The organism is Streptomyces sp. NRRL F-5650, from assembly GCF_000721365.1.
Taxonomy (GTDB): Bacteria; Actinomycetota; Actinomycetes; order Streptomycetales; family Streptomycetaceae; genus Streptomyces; species Streptomyces ardesiacus.
This window is the reverse complement of the sequence record NZ_JOGV01000018.1, coordinates 78,646-96,407: the sequence shown is the minus strand read 5'-3', so window position 1 is coordinate 96,407 and position 17,762 is coordinate 78,646. Positions and strand designations below refer to the sequence as shown.

16 protein-coding genes are annotated in these 17,762 nt (G+C 71.7%); 2 read left to right on the top strand and 14 right to left on the bottom strand.

Going from position 1 to position 17,762, the window contains the following annotated elements:
* Window positions 1-11: 11 nt before the first annotated feature.
* Together IG88_RS0118720 and IG88_RS0118715 are read right to left on the bottom strand one after the other, a co-directional pair.
* Entirely contained in the window at window positions 12-737 is a 726-nt protein-coding gene (locus IG88_RS0118720) for an SIR2 family NAD-dependent protein deacylase (RefSeq protein ID WP_031042156.1), read from the bottom strand.
* Between the two features lie 41 nt (window positions 738-778).
* Window positions 779-1,273, bottom strand: coding sequence for an NUDIX domain-containing protein (locus tag IG88_RS0118715; protein ID WP_031042153.1), 495 nt, complete (start codon window positions 1,271-1,273; stop codon window positions 779-781).
* A 184-nt stretch (window positions 1,274-1,457) separates the two neighbouring features.
* Between IG88_RS0118715 and IG88_RS0118710 the strand changes: the two genes are divergently transcribed.
* Window positions 1,458-2,600, top strand: coding sequence for a glycerate kinase (locus tag IG88_RS0118710; protein ID WP_031042150.1), 1,143 nt, complete (start codon window positions 1,458-1,460; stop codon window positions 2,598-2,600).
* A gap of 263 nt (window positions 2,601-2,863) precedes the next feature.
* Here the strand turns inward: IG88_RS0118710 and pssA are convergent, their stop codons facing one another.
* The 9 genes from pssA to IG88_RS0118665 form a co-directional block, all read right to left on the bottom strand.
* On the bottom strand, window positions 2,864-3,646 hold the full coding sequence (gene pssA / locus IG88_RS0118705; protein ID WP_003972511.1) for a CDP-diacylglycerol--serine O-phosphatidyltransferase: 783 nt from the start codon (window positions 3,644-3,646) through the stop codon (window positions 2,864-2,866).
* 58 nt (window positions 3,647-3,704) lie between these two features.
* The gene (locus IG88_RS0118700; protein WP_031042145.1) at window positions 3,705-4,361 is read right to left on the bottom strand and encodes a phosphatidylserine decarboxylase; all 657 of its coding nucleotides are present in this window, start codon (window positions 4,359-4,361) and stop codon (window positions 3,705-3,707) included.
* Window positions 4,362-4,531: 170 nt separating this feature from the next.
* Window positions 4,532-5,737: an acyl-CoA dehydrogenase family protein gene (locus IG88_RS0118695; RefSeq protein ID WP_031042142.1), complete on the bottom strand. Its 1,206-nt coding sequence runs from the start codon at window positions 5,735-5,737 to the stop codon at window positions 4,532-4,534.
* Window positions 5,738-6,250 (bottom strand): MaoC family dehydratase, encoded by a 513-nt coding sequence (locus IG88_RS0118690; protein ID WP_031042140.1) that lies wholly within the window; start codon window positions 6,248-6,250, stop codon window positions 5,738-5,740.
* A 5-nt stretch (window positions 6,251-6,255) separates the two neighbouring features.
* Window positions 6,256-7,218, bottom strand: coding sequence for an HpcH/HpaI aldolase/citrate lyase family protein (locus IG88_RS0118685; protein ID WP_031042138.1), 963 nt, complete (start codon window positions 7,216-7,218; stop codon window positions 6,256-6,258).
* Window positions 7,215-9,242 (bottom strand): protein meaA, encoded by a 2,028-nt coding sequence (locus IG88_RS0118680; protein WP_031042134.1) that lies wholly within the window; start codon window positions 9,240-9,242, stop codon window positions 7,215-7,217. Before IG88_RS0118680 ends, IG88_RS0118685 begins: the two co-directional genes overlap by 4 nt.
* Before the next feature lie 10 nt (window positions 9,243-9,252).
* Entirely contained in the window at window positions 9,253-10,590 is a 1,338-nt protein-coding gene (ccrA, locus tag IG88_RS0118675) for a crotonyl-CoA carboxylase/reductase (RefSeq protein WP_031042131.1), read from the bottom strand.
* A 328-nt stretch (window positions 10,591-10,918) separates the two neighbouring features.
* Window positions 10,919-11,749: a TetR family transcriptional regulator gene (locus tag IG88_RS0118670; protein WP_037836169.1), complete on the bottom strand. Its 831-nt coding sequence runs from the start codon at window positions 11,747-11,749 to the stop codon at window positions 10,919-10,921.
* Window positions 11,750-11,885: 136 nt separating this feature from the next.
* Window positions 11,886-13,703 carry a 3-hydroxyacyl-CoA dehydrogenase family protein gene (locus IG88_RS0118665; protein ID WP_031042125.1) on the bottom strand — a complete coding sequence of 606 codons (1,818 nt, stop codon included), beginning with the start codon at window positions 13,701-13,703 and terminating at the stop codon, window positions 11,886-11,888.
* 376 nt (window positions 13,704-14,079) lie between these two features.
* Here IG88_RS0118665 and IG88_RS0118660 point away from each other — a divergent pair, with 376 nt between their 5' ends.
* The gene (locus IG88_RS0118660; RefSeq protein WP_031042122.1) at window positions 14,080-14,673 is read left to right on the top strand and encodes an adenylosuccinate lyase; all 594 of its coding nucleotides are present in this window, start codon (window positions 14,080-14,082) and stop codon (window positions 14,671-14,673) included.
* A gap of 36 nt (window positions 14,674-14,709) precedes the next feature.
* Here the strand turns inward: IG88_RS0118660 and IG88_RS0118655 are convergent, their stop codons facing one another.
* From IG88_RS0118655 to IG88_RS0118645, 3 genes are read right to left on the bottom strand one after another with little or no spacing between them, the layout of a single operon-like run.
* Window positions 14,710-15,267: a GNAT family N-acetyltransferase gene (locus IG88_RS0118655; RefSeq protein WP_031042119.1), complete on the bottom strand. Its 558-nt coding sequence runs from the start codon at window positions 15,265-15,267 to the stop codon at window positions 14,710-14,712.
* The gene (locus tag IG88_RS0118650) at window positions 15,264-15,662 is read right to left on the bottom strand and encodes a RidA family protein (protein ID WP_031042117.1); all 399 of its coding nucleotides are present in this window, start codon (window positions 15,660-15,662) and stop codon (window positions 15,264-15,266) included. Before IG88_RS0118650 ends, IG88_RS0118655 begins: the two co-directional genes overlap by 4 nt.
* A gap of 58 nt (window positions 15,663-15,720) precedes the next feature.
* Window positions 15,721-17,307 carry an alpha/beta hydrolase gene (locus tag IG88_RS0118645; protein WP_031042115.1) on the bottom strand — a complete coding sequence of 529 codons (1,587 nt, stop codon included), beginning with the start codon at window positions 17,305-17,307 and terminating at the stop codon, window positions 15,721-15,723.
* Window positions 17,308-17,762 lie beyond the last annotated feature (455 nt).

The following is a 17,762-nucleotide window of genomic DNA, read 5'->3' as shown; positions in this document are numbered from 1 at the left end:
GCCGCCGCGGCTCAGCCCAGCCCGCGCAGCACCTCGGGCAGGGCGGTGCCGATCGGCTCCCGGACCACCTCGTCGGCCAGGTCGTCGTAGGGCGTCGGCTCGGCGTTGACGACGACCAGCCGGGCCCCGTGCTCGACCGCGATGCCGGCCAGTCCGGCGGCGGGCTCCACCTGGAGACTGGTGCCGACGGCCACGAACACCTGGCACGCCTTGCTGACGGCGACCGCCTCACCCAGCACCACCGGATCGAGGCTCTCGCCGAACATGACGGTCGCCGGCTTCAGGACGCCGCCGCACTCCAGGCACGGCGGGTCGTCCTCGCCCGCGTCGATCCGGGCGAGGGCGTCGGCCATCGGCCCCCGGGTCCGGCAGCCGGTGCAGACGTAGGCACGGGCGGTGCCGTGCAGTTCGAGGACCTTGCGGGCCGGGATCCCGGCGAGCTGGTGCAGGCCGTCCACGTTCTGGGTGAGCACGCGCACCGGCACCCCGCGCCGCTCCAGCTCGGCCACCGCGCGGTGCGCCGCGTTCGGTTCGGCGCCCAGCGCCGCGGTGTCGCGCCGCATCCGCCAGGAGCGCCGCCTGATCTCGGGATCGCCCATGTAGTACGCGTACGTGACGAGTTTCTCGGCCTCCGGGTCGCGCCGCCACAGCCCGTTCGGACCGCGGTAGTCGGGGATGCCGGAGTCGGTGGAGACGCCGGCGCCGCTGAGGACGGCGACGAGGGGCTTGCCGGTCATGCGGTCGAGGGTAGGGCGCGGGGGAGCCGTCGGCGAACGCTTTACCCGTCGACCCGCACGCCGTTCTCCAGCTCGGCCGTGCCCGAGCCGTCCGCCAGCACGTCCAGCGCGGCCAGCACCCGGCCGTGCAGCGAGCCCAGCAGGTGGTCGCCGAGTTCCTCGCGCGGCACCAGCCGCCAGGACAGCAGCTCGTCCTCCTGCAGCCGGATCGCATCGAGGTCGTCCGCCGACAGGACACCGCCGTCGTACAGGTAGGCCACGATCGGCGGCCTGCCCGGCCCGTGCGCCCAGTCCACCGCGAGCAGCCGGCCGACCCGCACGTCCAGGCCGATCTCCTCCAGGGTCTCCCGCCGCGCGCCCTGCCGCGGTGTCTCCCCGTCGTCGGACTCGACCGTCCCGCCGGGCAACGTCCACCCCTCGCGGTAGCCGGGCTCGACGAGCAGCACCCGCCCCCCGGCGTCCCGGAAGACGACGGCGGCACCGGCGAGGACGCGGGGGAGGCCCGCGATGTAGGTGGCGTAGTCAGCAGTGGTCATCCCGACAGCGTACGAGCCCGCGGCCCCGGCCCGGGGCACCCCCGGCGCGGGCCCGGGGCCGGTTCCACGGTGTGGGCAGGGCATGACGGAGCGGGTGTCCTCCGGTTAGGGTCGCAGCGGCGCGACTGCCTTGACGTGCGCAAGGCTCGGAGAGCAAGGGGAGATCAAGGTGGCTGACGCTGCTGTGGACGGGACCCGCCGGGTCCTCGTGGCCGCGGACAAGTTCAAGGGCTCGCTGACGGCCGTCGAGGTCGCCGAGCGCGTCACGGCCGGACTGCGCCGGGTGGTGCCGGACCTCCTGGTCGAGGCGCTGCCCGTCGCCGACGGCGGCGACGGCACGGTGGCCGCCGCGGTCGCGGCCGGGTTCGAGCGCCGGGAGATACGGGTGGCCGGGCCCCTCGGCGACGCGGTGACGGCGGCGTACGCGCTGCGCGAGGGCACCGCGGTGGTGGAGATGGCCGAGGCCAGTGGCCTCCAGCGGCTCCCGGACGGGGTCCTCGCACCGCTGACGTCGTCCACCTACGGCTCGGGCGAGCTGCTGCGGGCCGCGCTGGACGCGGGGGCGCGGACGATCGTGTTCGGGGTCGGCGGCAGCGCCACCACGGACGGCGGCGCCGGAATGCTGGCCGCGCTGGGCGCGCGGTTCCTGGACGCGGACGGGGCGCCCGTCGCGCCGGGCGGCGGCGGCCTCGCCGCGCTGGCCTCGGCCGACCTGTCGGGTCTCGACCCGCGCCTGTCCGAGGTGGAGCTGGTGCTCGCCAGCGACGTCGACAACCCGCTGACCGGACCGAAGGGCGCCCCGGCGGTCTACGGCCCGCAGAAGGGCGCCACCCCGCAGGACGTGACGGCACTGGACGCGGCCCTCGCGCACTTCGCGAAGGTGCTGGAGCAGACGGAGGGCGTGGGCGCGCGGGCCGCCGAGTACGCCGCGTCCCCGGGTGCCGGGGCGGCGGGCGGCATCGGCTTCGGCGCGATGCTGCTGGGGGCGCGGTTCCGGCCCGGCATCGAGGTGATGCTGGACGTGCTGGGGTTCGCGCCGGCGCTGGAGCGGGCGGAGCTGGTGATCACGGGGGAGGGCTCGCTGGACGAGCAGACCCTGCACGGCAAGGCCCCGGCGGGCGTCGCGGCGGCGGCACGGGCCGCGGGCAAGGAGGTCGTCGCGGTGTGCGGTCGCCTGGCGCTGCCCGCGGAGACGCTGGGGCGGGCGGGGATCCGGCGGGCGTATCCGCTGACGGATGTCGAGCCGGACGTCGACAAGTGCATCGCGGATGCCGGGCCCATCCTGGAGCGGGTGGCTGAGTCCATCGCGCGGGACTTCGTCGCGTAGGGGAATCTCGCCCCCGCCGCCCCTTCCCGTTCCCGACCCTGGGGGCTCTGCCCCCAGACCCCCGTTTCGGCCCCGAACGGGCCTCGTCCTCAAACGCCGGACGGGCTGGAAACGTCACTCTCCCCACCGAGTCGGGTGGAGGGTGGGCCTAGGCCGGGGGTCTGGGGGGCGGAGCCCCCAGGGACGCCCGCACCGAGACCGGGCGCCGAAAAAGCGGAGGGCCCCGAACCCAACCCGGGTCCGGGGCCCCACCCAGCGGAGCGCTACGGCAATTGCGCGGCGCGCGCCTCCCGCCGATTGTCACGGAAGTTGTTCACCCGGCGAGCCGTGGCGAACAGCGGGATCACCGCCCCCATCACCAACTGCAGCGCGCACCCCGTCTGCAGCAGCAACTGCCCGCTCGGCGCGTCGAAGGCCCAGCCGGCCAGCAGACCCATCGACAGCACGATCCACGACAGCATCGCCACCGCGAGCCGCCCCCGCGGCTTCGGGTACTCGACCCGGCTCACCATCAGCCAGGCCGTGCCCAGGATCGCGAGCAGCGTCGCCACGAACGGCAGCTCCAGCAGCACGATCGACACCACCGTCAGCGCCCCGAACGGCGAGGGCATGCCCTGGAAGGTGCCGTCCTTGACGGTGACGCAGGAGAACCGCGCGAGCCGCAGCACCACCGCCAGCAGCACCACGATCGCCCCCACCGCCGCCACGCGCTGGTAGGCGTCGTCGGCGACCATGCCGTAGACGAGGACGAAGTACGCCGGAGCGAGGCCGAAGCTGATGAGGTCGGAGAGGTTGTCCAGCTCCGCGCCCATCGGCGAGCTGCGCAGCTTGCGGGCGACCAGGCCGTCGAACAGGTCGAAGATCGCCGCGCACAGCATCAGGATGACCGCGGTGGCCGCGCTGTGCCGGGCCATGCCCGACTCGTCGCTGCCCATGAGGTGCGGGATCAGGATGCCGGTGGTGGTGAAGTACACCGCCATGAAGCCGCAGGTCGCGTTGCCGAGCGTGAGCGTGTCCGCTATCGACAGGCGGAGCGAGAGCGGCATCTCCTCCTCGTCGTCCGCCTCGTCGGCCTCCGGCACCCATCCGGCCTGGGTCTGTGGATCAATCACGGTCAATTCGAGTCACCCCAGCCACCGTCTTCTGGCCCACCTCGACGTCCACCTCGACGCCCTCCGGCAGGTACAGGTCGACGCGGGAGCCGAAGCGGATCAGACCGACCCGCTCGCCCTGCTCGACCTTGGTGCCCTGCGGCACGTACGGGACGATGCGGCGGGCCACCGCGCCGGCGATCTGGATCATCTCGATGTCGCCGAGCTCGGTGTCGAAGTGCCACACGACGCGCTCGTTGTTCTCGCTCTCCTTGTTGAAGGCAGGAACGAAGCCGCCCGGCACGTGCTCGACCGACGTCACCGTGCCGGCCAGCGGGGCTCGGTTGACGTGGACGTTGAGCGGGCTCATGAAGATCGCGACGCGGGTGCGGCCGTCCTTCCACGGCATGATGCTCTGCACCACACCGTCGGCGGGCGAGACGACCCGGCCCCGGGTGATCTCGCGCTCGGGGTCGCGGAAGAACCACAGCATCCCCGCCGCGAGTGCGGTGGCGGGGACGGCGACGGCCTTGGCGGTGCCGGAACGGCGGGCCCGCAGGAGGCTGACGGCTGCGGTGGCGACGGTCGGCAGAAGCCACGGCGATGCTCCGCGCGCGAGGCGTACGCCGGCCAGGCTGTCGCGAGGTGCAGAGGTTTGGCTGTGGGGCATGGATGACCTTCGTAGCGGATGATGCCGCGCTCTGACGGGGGACGGCGGCTTTCCGGCGATCGTAGCGGCTCCGCGCCGCAACTGGGTAAGCCAGGAAGCCGAGTCGGCGGCCGAACAGTGCCTACGGGGTGTGACCTTCTTCTCCAAGAAAACACCCCGTATCCGGACATCTAACCCTGGAATCGATACTCTTCGAGCAGTCGGCGGCCGATGATCATTTTCTGGATCTCGGCGGTGCCCTCACCGATGAGCAGCATCGGCGCCTCGCGGTAGAGACGCTCGATCTCGTACTCCTTGGAGAAGCCGTACCCGCCGTGGATCCGGAAGGCGTCCTCCACGACCTCCTTGCAGTACTCGGAGGCGAGGTACTTGGCCATCCCCGCTTCCAGGTCGTTTCGTTCGCCCGAGTCCTTTTTGCGTGCAGCGTTCACCATCATCGCATGCGCCGCCTCGACCTTGGTAGCCATCTCCGCGAGCTTGAACTGGATGGCCTGGTGCCGGGCGATCTGCCTGCCGAAAGTGTGGCGTTGCTGGGCGTAGCGGACGCCCAGCTCGAAGGCACGCTGAGCGACGCCGCAGCCACGGGCCGCCACATTCACGCGGCCCACCTCCACGCCGTCCATCATTTGGTAAAAACCTCGGCCCGTCACGCCGCCGAGGACGCGATCGGCCGGAATGCGCAGGCCGTCCATGACGAGCTCGGTGGTGTCGACGCCCTTGTAGCCCATCTTGTCGATTTTGCCCGGGATGGTCAGGCCCGGCCGGACCTCGCCGAAGCCGGGCTCCTTCTCCACCAGGAAGGTCGTCATCGACTTGTGGGGAGCGGTCCCCTCGGGGTGACCTTCGTCACTCTTCACCAGAACGGCCACCAGCGACGACGTGCCGCCGTTCGTCAGCCACATCTTCTGGCCGTTCAGGACGTACTCCTCGCCGTCCCGCACCGCCTTCGAGGAGATCGCCGAGACGTCGGAGCCGAGCGCCGGCTCGGACATCGAGAAGGCGCCCCGGACGTCGCCCGCCGCCATGCGGGGCAGGAAGTGGTCCTTCTGTTCCTGCGTGCCGTGCTGCTTGAGCATGTAGGCCACGATGAAGTGCGTGTTGATGATGCCGGACACCGACATCCAGCCGCGGGCGATCTCCTCCACGCACAGGGCGTACGTCAGGAGCGATTCGCCCAGGCCCCCGTACTCCTCGGGGATCATCAGCCCGAACAGGCCGAGTTCCCTGAGCCCGTCGACGATGTCCTGCGGGTACTCGTCCCGGTGCTCCAGCTCGGTGGCGACCGGGATGATCTCCTTGTCCACGAAGTCCCGGACGGTGGAGAGGATCTCCCGCTGGACGTCCGTGAGGCCGTGGGTCTGGGCGAGACGGCTCATCTACTTCCCCTGTTCCTTCAGCTCGGGGCGGCCCGGCTGCTCGCCGCCGCGTTCCTCGGTGTACGTCTCGGTCGGCACCATCACCTTGCGGCGGAAGACGCACACGAGCGTGCCGTCCTGCTTGTAGCCCTTGGTCTCGACGTGGACGATGCCGCGGTCGTCCTTCGACCTGGACGGCCACTTGTCGAGCACCGTCGTCTGCCCGTAGAGCGTGTCGCCGTGGAAGGTCGGAGCCACGTGCCTGAGCGACTCGATCTCCAGGTTGGCGATCGCCTTGCCGGAGACGTCCGGGACGGACATGCCGAGCAGGAGCGAGTAGATGTAGTTGCCCACCACCACGTTCCTGCCGAAGTCCGTCGTCTTCTCGGCGTAGTTGGCGTCCATGTGGAGCGGGTGGTGGTTCATCGTCAGGAGACAGAACAGGTGGTCGTCGTACTCCGTGACCGTCTTCCCCGGCCAGTGCTTGTACGTCGCCCCGACCTCGAACTCCTCATAGGTGCGTCCGAACTGCACGGCGCTCAGCCCTCCGGGATCTCGAACTTGCTGGTGCGCCGCATGCCGGCCGCACGTCCCTTGCCGGAGACGACCAGCGCCATCTTGCGGCTGGCCTCGTCGATCATCTCGTCGCCGAGCATCGCCGAGCCCTTCTTGCCGCCCGCCTCGGACGTGTAGTAGTCATACGCGTCCAGGATCAGCTCGGCGTGGTCGTAGTCCTCCTGGGAGGGCGAGAAGATCTCGTTGGACGCCTCCACCTGGCCCGGGTGCAGCACCCATTTGCCGTCGAAGCCGAGGGCGGCGGCGCGCCGCGCGACCTCGCGGTAGCCGTCGACGTTGCGGATCTGGAGGTAGGGGCCGTCGATCGCCTGGAGGTTGTTGGCGCGGGCGGCCATCAGGATCTTCATCAGGATGTAGTGGTAGGCGTCGGCCGGGTAGCCGGGCGGCTGCTCGCCCACCACCAGTGACTTCATGTTGATGGACGCCATGAAGTCGGCCGGGCCGAAGATGATGGTCTCCACGCGCGGGCTCGCCTGGGCGATCTCGTTGACGTTGTTCAGGCCCTGCGCGTTCTCGATCTGCGCCTCGATGCCGATGCGGCCGACCTCGAAGCCCATGGTCTTCTCGATCTGGGTCAGCAGCAGGTCGAGGGCGACGACCTGCTGGGCGTCCTGAACCTTCGGCAGCATGATGCAGTCCAGGTTCTGGCCCGCGCCCTCCACCACCGTCACGACGTCCCGGTACGTCCACTCGGTCGTCCAGTCGTTGACGCGCACGACGCGGGTCTTGCCGGTCCAGTCGCCCTCGTTGAGGAACTTGACGATGGTGTGCCGCGCCTCCGGCTTGGCGAGGGGCGCGCAGGCGTCCTCCAGGTCGAGGAAGACCTGGTCCGCCGGGAGGCCCTGGGCCTTCTCCAGGAAGCGGGGGTTCGAGCCGGGTACGGCCAGGCAAGAGCGCCGCGGGCGGAGTCGGTCGACGGTCGTCATACGGGGACCTCCAGGGGGTCGAGCTTGTTCGCGTTCCGGATCTCGTCGACGATCCGGCCGATGATGCCGGTGATGTCGAAGTCCTTCGGGGTGAAGACCGCGGCCACTCCCGCGGCCCGCAGTTCCTCGGCGTCACCGTTCGGGATGATGCCACCGGCGATCACCGGTATATCTGTGGCACCGGCCACACGGAGCCGTTCGAGCACGTCCGGCACGAGCTGCGCGTGCGAGCCGGACAGGACGGACAGGCCCACCGCGTGCACGTCCTCCGCGAGCGCGGCGTCCACGATCTGCTCCGGGGTGAGCCGGATGCCCTGGTAGACCACCTCGAACCCGGCGTCGCGGGCCCGCACGGCGATCTGCTCGGCGCCGTTGGAGTGGCCGTCCAGGCCGGGCTTGCCGACCAGGAAGCGGAGCTTGCCGACGCCCATCTCCTTGGCCGTCAGCTCCACCTTGCGGCGCACCTCGCAGAGGGCCGAGCCCTCCTCGGCGGTGACCGCCACCGGCGCCGAGGACACTCCGGTCGGCGCCCGGAACTCGCCGAAGACCTCGCGCAGCGCCCCGGCCCACTCGCCGGTCGTGGCGCCGGCGCGGGCGCACTCCAGGGTGGCCTCCATGAGGTTGCCGGTGCCGCGCGCGGCCTCCTTCAGCTTCTCCAGCGCCTTGCACGGGCGCGGGTGGTTGAAGGGCGGCTGGTACCGCGTGTCCCGCCAGTTCCGCAGCGAGGCGATCACGCGGGCCTCCACCGCCGGGTCGACCGTCTGGATCGCGGTGTCCAGGTCGGCGGTGAGCGGGTTGGGCTCGGTGCCCTCGAAGGCGTTGACCCCGATGATCTTCTCCTCGCCGGACTCGATCCGGGCCCGGCGTTCGGCGTGCGAGGCGACGAGCTGCGACTTGAGGTAGCCGGACTCGACGGCGGCCATCGCGCCGCCCATCTCCTCGATGCGCTCGATCTCCGCGGACGCCGCCTCGACCAGTTCGTCGACCTTCGCCCCGATCACCTTCGAGCCCTCGAAGATGTCCTCGTACTCCAGCAGGTCGCTCTCGTGCGCCAGCACCTGCTGGATGCGCAGCGACCACTGCTGGTCCCAGGGACGGGGCAGGCCCAGTGCCTCGTTCCAGGCCGGCAACTGCACGGCACGCGCGCGTGCGTCCTTGGAGAGGGTGACCGCCAGCATCTCCAGCACGATCCGCTGGACGTTGTTCTCCGGCTGTGCCTCGGTCAGGCCGAGCGAGTTGACCTGGACGCCGTAGCGGAAGCGGCGGTGCTTGGGGTCCTCGATGCCGTAGCGCTCGCGGGTGACGCGGTCCCAGATGCGGCCGAAGGCGCGCATCTTGCACATCTCCTCGATGAAGCGGACGCCCGCGTTCACGAAGAAGGAGATCCGGCCGACCACGTCGCCCATGCGCTCCCGCGGCACCTGCCCGCTGTCGCGCACCGCGTCGAGCACGGCGATCGCGGTGGACATCGCGTACGCGATCTCCTGCACCGGCGTGGCGCCCGCCTCCTGCAGGTGGTAGCTGCAGATGTTGATCGGGTTCCACTTCGGCAGGTGGGAGACCGTGTACGCGATCATGTCCGTCGTCAGGCGGAGCGACGGGCCCGGCGGGAAAACGTGCGTCCCCCGGGACAGGTACTCCTTGACGATGTCGTTCTGGGTCGTGCCCTGGAGCTTGGTGATGTCCGCGCCCTGCTCCTCGGCGACGACCTGGTAGAGCGCCAGCAGCCACATGGCCGTGGCGTTGATGGTCATCGAGGTGTTCATCTGCTCCAGGGGGATGTCCTGGAACAGCCGGCGCATGTCGCCGAGGTGCGCGACCGGCACGCCGACCCGGCCGACCTCGCCGCGGGCGAGGACGTGGTCGGAGTCGTAGCCGGTCTGGGTCGGCAGGTCGAAGGCGACCGACAGACCCGTCTGTCCCTTGGCGAGGTTGCGCCGGTACAGCTCGTTGGACGCCTCGGCCGTGGAGTGACCGGCGTAGGTGCGCATGAGCCACGGCCGGTCCTTCTGACGCTCACTCATCCGGCACTCCTCAGACGTTCCGGAAGCGGTTGATGGCGTCGAGGTGCTGCGCGCGCCTGTCCTGGTCGCGGACGCCCAGGCCCTCCTCGGGGGCGAGGCAGAGGACGCCGACCTTGCCCTGGTGGAGGTTGCGGTGGACGTCGTACGCCGCCTGGCCGGTGTCCTCCAGCGAGTACACCTTGGAGAGCGTGGGGTGGATCTTGCCCTTGGCGATGAGGCGGTTGGCCTCCCAGGCTTCGCGGTAGTTGGCGAAGTGGGAGCCGATGATGCGCTTCAGGGACATCCACAGGTAGCGGTTGTCGTACTCGTGCAGGTAGCCCGAGGTGGAGGCGCAGGTGGTGATGGTGCCGCCCTTGCGGGTGACGAAGACCGAGGCGCCGAAGGTCTCGCGCCCGGGGTGCTCGAAGACGATGTCGATGTCCTCGCCGCCGGTGAGTTCGCGGATGCGCTTGCCGAAGCGCTTCCACTCCTTGGGGTCCTGGGTCCGCTCGTCCTTCCAGAACCGGTAGCCCTCGGCGTTGCGGTCGATGATCGCCTCGGCGCCCATCGAGCGGCAGATCTCCGCCTTCTGCGGCGAGGAGACGACGCAGATCGGGTTGGCGCCGCCGGCGAGCGCGAACTGCGTGGCGTAGGAGCCGAGTCCGCCGCTGGCGCCCCAGATGAGGACGTTGTCGCCCTGCTTCATGCCGGCGCCGTTGCGGGAGACGAGCTGGCGGTAGGCGGTGGAGTTGACCAGACCGGGTGCGGCGGCCTCCTCCCAGCTGAGGTGGTCCGGCTTCGGCATGAGCTGGTTGGACTTGACCAGCGCGATCTCCGCCAGGCCGCCGAAGTTCGTCTCGAAGCCCCAGATGCGCTGCTCCGGGTCGAGCATCGTGTCGTTGTGGCCGTCGGACGACTCCAGCTCGACGGACAGGCAGTGCGCGACGACCTCGTCGCCCGGCTGCCAGGCGTTGACGCCCGGCCCGGTGCGCAGGACGACGCCCGCGAGGTCGGAGCCGATGATGTGGTACGGCAGGTCGTGTCGCTTGGCGAGGTCGTTGGTGCGGCCGTAGCGCTCCAGGAACCCGAAGGTGGACAGCGGCTCGAAGATCGAGGTCCACACCGAGTTGTAGTTGACCGAGGAGGCCATGACGGCCACCAGGGCCTCGCCCGGGCCGAGTTCCGGCACCGGCACCTCGTCCAGGTGGATCGACTTGCGGGGGTCCTTGTCGCGGGTTTCGAGGCCCGCGAACATCTCCGTCTCGTCCTTGTGCACGGTGATCGCGCGGTACGACTCGGGGAGCGGCAGCGCGGCGATGTCGGCCTTGGTGGAGTCGGGCGACTGGATCGCGTCCAGGATGTCCTTCACGGTCACGGTGTTGCCTCCGGCGGTGAGCGCCCTGAGGGAGGGGCGCTGAGGGGTACGTCGGTGCTGCTGAGGTGAGGGTGTGTGCCTGTGACGCAGGCGTTCGGGGCGCGCAGGGGGTGAGGTGCGGGGACAGCCCGAACACCTTCAACGTATGACACCGCGTGTCACCCCGCAAGGCACTGAGTGCCAGAAATTGATCTCAGATGAAATCTTTACGCTTCAGATGAGCGATGATCGATCAAACCCCCTCTGACATGCGAAAACGGCCACCCGGTGGGTGGCCGTCGTCACAGTGCGGAAGGGGAGCCTCGGGGCCCTGAGCGCAGCCTCAGCGCTCCTTGAGCGCCTGCTCGATGGTGCGCATGACTTCGTGCAGGGGCGCGTCCGTGCGCGCCACCGTCACGAGCACCTCGCCCCGCACGGAGGCCGAGGAGGTCCCGGGGGCCGGGGAGCCCGCCGGCCCCGCGGCGGAGGCGGTGCGCCCCGCCCCGATGCCCGTGCCGAAGGTCCTCCGCACGATCGCGAAGGCGTGGTCCAGCTCGGCCTCCACGTCGCCCCGCCCGTCGGCCCGCAGCCAGCGGCGCAGCACGTGGTTGTGCGCGGTGACCACGGCGGACGCGGCGACCTCCGCGAGCAGCGGGTCGTCGTTGGCGTCGTCCTCGTGGGCGTGCTCGTCGAAGTGGCCGAGCAGGTAGCGGGTGAAGAGGCGCTCGTAACGGGCCACCGACGCGATCTCCGCCTCGCGCAGTGTGGGCACCTCGCGCGTCAGCTTGTAGCGGGCGACCGAGATCTCCGGCCGGGCCGCGTACATCTTCATGACCTCCTTGATGCCGCGGCACACCGTGTCGAGCGGATGCTCGTGCGCGGGCGCCGCGTTGAGGACCGCCTCGGCGCGCACCAGGGTGTCGTCGTGGTCCGGGAAGATCGCCTCCTCCTTGGAGCGGAAGTGGCGGAAGAAGGTGCGGCGGGCGACCCCGGCGCGCGCCGCGATCTCGTCGACGGTGGTCGCCTCGTACCCCTTGGTCGCGAACAGCTCCATCGCCGCCGCCGCCAGTTCCCGGCGCATTTTGAGCCGCTGGGCGGCGGCACGGCTGCCGGCCGTGCTCTCCGGAGCGTCGGACGTGGCTGAGGTACGTGAGGACTTGGCGGGCTGGGACATGACCCGAACGTACTGCATGCGGGCGCAATCATGCGCGTGACCGGGGGTTCCCCCGCCCGCGCGGGGTGGGGGAGACCCGGCCGGATCCAGCAGCCCGCCCCAGTCCTCCTCGGACCCGGACCAGTCGCCGGGCCGTTCAGCGGCGGGCATGCTCGCGGAAGCCGCGGCCCGTCTTGCGGCCGAGGCAGCCCGCGGCCACCAGGTGCTCGAGGAGCGGCGCGGGGGCCAGCCCGGGGTCGCGGAACTCGCGGTGCAGGACCTTCTCGATGGCCAGCGACACGTCGAGGCCCACCACGTCGAGCAGTTCGAAGGGGCCCATCGGATAACCGCCGCCCAGCTTCATCGCGGCGTCGATGTCGTCGAGGGTCGCGTAGTGCTCCTGCACCATCTTGACCGCGTTGTTGAGGTACGGGAACAGCAGCGCGTTGACGATGAATCCGGCCCGGTCGCCGCAGTCCACGGCGTGCTTGCGCACCCCGGCGCAGACCTCGTGGACGGTGGCGTGCACGTCGTCGGCGGTCAGCACCGTGCGGACCACCTCGACGAGCTTCATCGCCGGGGCCGGGTTGAAGAAGTGCATGCCGATCACGTCCTGCGGGCGCGAGGTGGCGCGGGCGCAGGCCACCACCGGCAGCGAGGAGGTGGTGGTGGCCAGCACCGCGCCGGGCTTGCAGACCTTGTCCAGCGTGCCGAAGAGCTGCCGCTTGACCTCCAGGTCCTCGGCGACGGCCTCCACGGCCAGGTCGACGCCGGCGAAGTCGTCGTAGGTGTCCGTCGGCGTGATCAGCTCCAGCGTCCGCGCGGCGGCCTCCGCGGTCATGCGCCCCTTGTCCACCGACCGGGACAGGGACTTCCCGATCCGGTCCTTGGCCGTCCGCGCCTTCTGCGCGCTGCGGGCGGCCAGCACCACCTCGTAGCCGGCCTTGGCGAACACCTCCGCGATGCCGGACGCCATGGTGCCCGAACCGGCCACCCCCACCGCGCGGACCGGCCGCCCGGCGACCGCGGCGGTGCCGCCCCTGCCCGGGGTCAGCGCGTCCGGCACGACGACTGCGCTGCCGGGCGCCTCGTAGGTGTAGAAGCCGCGCCCCGCCTTGCGCCCGGTCAGCCCGGCCTCGCTGAGCTGCCGGAGGATCGGCGCGGGTGCGTGCAGCCGGTCCCGGGAGGCGGCGTACATGGCCTCCAGGACCGTGCGCGCGGTGTCCACCCCCACCAGGTCGAGCAGGGCCAGGGGGCCCATCGGCAGGCCGCAGCCCAGCTTCATCGCCGCGTCGATGTCCTCGCGGGAGGCGTAGTTCGCCTCGTACATCGCGGCGGCCTGGTTGAGGTAGCCGAACAGCAGCCCGTCCGCGACGAAACCGGGCCGGTCCCCGACCGCGACCGGCTCCTTGCCGAGGTCCAGGGCCAGGTCGGTGACGGCGGTGACGGCGGCCGGCGCGGTCAGCACCGAGGAGACGACCTCCACCAGCTTCATCGCCGGTGCGGGGTTGAAGAAGTGCAGGCCGAGGACCCGCTCCGGGCGGGCCGAGTCGGCGGCCAGGCGCGTGACGGACAGCGCGTTGGTGCCGGTCGCCAGGACCGCCTCCGGGCGCACGATCCCGTCCAGCTCCCGGAAGACCCGCTGCTTGATCTCGTACGACTCCGGGGTCACCTCGATCACCAGGTCGGCGTCGGCGGCGGCCCGCAGGTCGGTGGAGACGCGGACGCGGCCCAGGGCGGCGTCGCGCTCCTCACCGGTCAGGCGCCCGCGCTCGACGGCCCGGGCGGTGGAGGACTCCAGCGCGGCGACGGCCGCGACGGCCTGGGCCTCGCCGACGTCGATGCCGATGACGTCGCGGCCGGCCACGGCCAGGACCTCGGCGATGCCGGTGCCCATGGTGCCGAGGCCGACGACGGCGACGGTCCGCAGCGGGGACAGCGGGGACAGGGGGGTGTCGGACACGGGAGTGGCCATCGCGGGACTCCAGGAATGAGGGGTGACGACGGAAACGCGCCCCGGTGCGCGGCACGGCGCACCGGGTGCGTGGGAAAGGAAGGGGTGCGGGTGTTGCCAGGCTGGAACGGCGCACACGCCCGGTGCCGTCGCGGAGGGCGCACACGCCCGCCCGGCGGCCTGTGACCGGCCCTGTCCCGGGGCCGGGTCCTGATCCGGTACCCGAGGGACCGGACCGTCTGCTCTCGCGGTGGTTGCGTCACCAGACCACCGTGAGGAGGTGCTGCGAGTGGATGACCCGCTCGTCTGAGGTTAACCCGCGGGTAACGAGCGCGCCAGCCCCCGGTGTTCGTGATGTAGGTCCCACGGGCGGAGTGACGCGCCTAACCTCGTTGGCATGGACGAAGAGTTGCGCGTGCTCACGGAGCGTTTACGGGCCGAGTCGGCCGCGTCCGGCGCCCCGGGTGCCCCGGCGCAGTACGACCGCCTCGTGGCGACCGCGGACCACGACGAGCTGGCCGGGGTGCTCACTGAGCCGGGACACCCGCTGTGGGCCCGGGAACTGGCCGCCTTCAAGCTGGGCGTGGCGGGGGACCGGCGGGCCTTCGAGTCGCTCGTGCTGCTGCTGAACCACCGCGACCCGCCGCGCTGCGCCTCGGCCGCCCACGCCCTGGCCCGCCTCGGCGACCCGCGCACCGCCCGCGCCGCCGCGGCGCTCGCCACCAACGAGCTGCGCGTCGCCTACGCCCTGCACCCGGTGCGGCTGCTGGTCGCACTGCGGGCGCCGGAAGCGGTGCCCGCGCTGATCACCACGCTGCGCAGGAGGCTGCGCCCGCACGATCCGTACCGGCGTGTCGCGCTCGCCTGCGTCGAGGGACTCGGCGCCCTCGGCGACGACCGTGCCGTCCCCGTCCTGAAGGAGGCCCTCGCCCACCCGGCGCTCGCCGAGGCGGCGGTGCGGGCCCTCGGGCGCATCCCAGGGCAGCGGTGACGAAACCCCGCCCGGCAGTGGTGCACTGACTCCCCGTCAGCCGTCCAGTGGGCGCGCGTACCGCACCTCCGGCACCGCGACGCCGTCCACCTCGAAGGGCTCCTCCGCGCCGTCGGGGCCGAACCCCGCCCGCTCGTAGAAGCGCCGGGCGCGGGCGTTGCCCTTGAGCACCCACAGGAGCATGCGCGCGTGCCCGGCCCTCTCGCACCGGCGCACCGACTCCCGGAGCAGGGCCCGCCCGATGCCGGTGCCGAGCCGTCCGTCGTCGACGTAGAGCGCGTACAGCTCGGCGTCCGCGGTGCGCACCTCGCCGTCCCGGTAGGGGCCGTGGCAGGCCCAGCCGACGACCTCGCCGCCGTCGTCCTCGGCGACCAGGTTCACCACGTCCCGCGCGGCCGAGGCGAACAGGGCGCGGCGCCGCTCGGCGTCGGCCGCCGGGTCCATCGCGTCCAGGTGGCGCTGCGGCACCAGGCCCCGGTACGCGGTCTGCCAGCCGCGGACGCGTATCCGGGACACGCGCTCGCAGTCCGCCAGGGCCATCTCCCGCACCCGCACCGGCTCCGGCACCGGCTCCGGCGCCGAGGGGCCGCTCATGGCGCCACGACCGCGAACGCCTCGATCTCCATGAGGAACTCCGGCCGCACCAGCGCGCCCACCTGCACCGCCGAGGCGGCCGGCAGCCGGTCGTCCGGTATGTGCTCGGCGCGGGCCGCGCGGATCGCGGCCATGTGCGCCATGTCCGTGACGAAGAAGGTCAGCTTCACCACGTCGTCGAAGGCCGCACCGGCCGAGGCCAGGCACCGGCGCAGGTTCTCGAAGACCTGGCGGGCCTGGGCCGCGGGGTCGCCCTCGCCGACGACCTTGCCGTCCTCGTCCAGGGCGAGCTGGCCCGAGACGGCCACGAACCGCCCGGTGCCGAGAACGACATGGGTGTACTGCGCGGCGGGCGCGACGCCCTCGGGGGCGGGGATCCTGGTCAGCTCACTCATGCGTCCATCGTGGACCACGGCACTGACAACGCCCCCGACGGGGTGCGCGGAACGGACGCTAGCCGCGGAAGCCGAGCAGTCCGTGCAGGGTGGAGCCGCGCGACGAGGTCGAGGCCGCCTTCGACTTCAGCGGCTCCGGGTCCGGCAGTGCCGGGCACACCGCGTCCGCGTCGCCGCCGTCGCCGTCGCCGTGCGGCACGGTGCCGTCGGCCAAGTAGGCGGCGAGGTGCTCGTCCAGGCAGTCGTTGCCGCTCAGCGTGATGCCGTGGTTGCCGCCGCCCTCCTCGACGACGAGGCCGGAGCGGCGCAGCAGGCGGTGCGCGGCGACGCCGCCCTCGTACGGGGTGGCCGCGTCGCCCGTCGCCTGGAACAGCAGTGCCGGGGGCAGTTCGCCGTTGGCGACGTCCACCGGCTGCCGGGACTTCGTGGGCCAGAAGGCGCACGGTGCGTTGTACCAGGCGTTGTTCCACACCATGAAGGGCGCCTTCTCGTACAGGCCCCAGTTGTCGTCGCGCCACTCGTCCCAGCCCCGCGGCCAGCTCGCGTCCCGGCACTCGACGGCGGTGTAGACGCTGTACCCGTTGTCCCCGGAGGCGTCCAGGGCGCCGAAGTCCTCGTACGCCTCGACGAGCGGGCCGCCGTCCTTGTCGTTGACGTACGCGGCGAACGCCTCGGCCAGGTAGGGCCAGTAGCCGTTGTAGTAGCCGCCGGGCATGTACGTGTCCTCCAGCTCGGCGGCGCCGACCTTCCCTCCCGCGGGCTTCTTCGCCAGCGCCGCCCGCATGGCGTACCACGCGGTCTCGACCCGCTCCGGGTCGGTGCCCAGCCCGTACGCCGTGTCGTGCCCCGCGATCCAGGCCAGGAACGCGCGGTGGCGGTCGTTGAAGGCGAGGTCCTGGGCGAGGTTGGCGTCGTACCAGACGTCGTCCGGGCCGACGACGGAGTCCAGGACCAGCCGCCGTACCCGCTGCGGATAGAGCTTGGCGTAGACGGCGCCGAGATAGGTGCCGTACGAGTAGCCGAAGTAGTTGAGCTTCTCGGCACCGAGCGCCGCGCGGATCGCGTCCACGTCCCGCGCGGTGCTCACCGTGTCGATGTACGGCAGGACGTCCGCGTACTTGTCGCCGCAGGCGTCGGCGAAGGACTCGGCGCGCTTGAGGTTGGCCCGCTCGGCGTCGGGCGTGTCCGGCAGGGAGTCGGGGCGCACGGGGTCGAAGTGCCCCGGCAGGCAGTTCAGTGCCGGACTGCTCCTGCCGACCCCGCGCGGGTCGAAACCGACGACGTCGTACTGGGCGGCCACCTCGGCCGGCAGCGAGGACGCCACGAACCCGGCGAGACTCAGCCCGCTGCCGCCGGGGCCACCGGGGTTCACCAGCAGGGGGCCCTGGAACGTGTCGGCGGTGTGCGGCACGCGGGAGAGGGCCAGCGTGATCCGCCTCCCGCGCGGACGCGCGTGGTCGAGGGGGACCTCCAGGGAGGCGCACTGGAGCGTCGGGTAGTCGTCCGTGGCGCACTTCTTCCAGTGCAGGCCCGCGGCAGGCGCGGTCGGGGTGTACGGCGGGGGACTCGCCTCGGCGGGGACGGCCGTGACGGTCCCGGCGGCGATGACGGCGGCGCCGCACAGCACGGCTGCGCGTTGTCTCATGGCGTTCTCCCAGGACTCGCAGGACGGAGTGGCCGCGGTCCTCGCGGGTCGCGGTCCTCGCCGGATCGTCCCGGGGAGCGGCTTCGGAAGAACGCGGGCCGCCGAAACTTGACCCGGTTGGGCCGCGAGATGCGCTCCAATGCCGCCCGTGGCCCGTGGCCCGTGGCCCGTGCCCGTGGGGGTGTCGGTCTCGGCCGGCGTGGGAGCAGGGCATCGGCTGGACCTCGGCAGCGACTTCGTCCGGCCGCCGATCCGGGAGTTCGAGGCCGCGGAGCGCTTCCTGACCACGGTGCCGACCAAGGGAGCGTCCCTGACCCCTACTCAGTACGCCGACCCACCCCCGCGCAGGAGGGGTGCCACCCCTGAAATCCGGTGATCGCCCGCAGTTTTGCCAGCGCGGTCTCGTACGCGTGAGGGGGACTGGGTAGGATCTCGGCCGGGTATTCGAAGAGAGT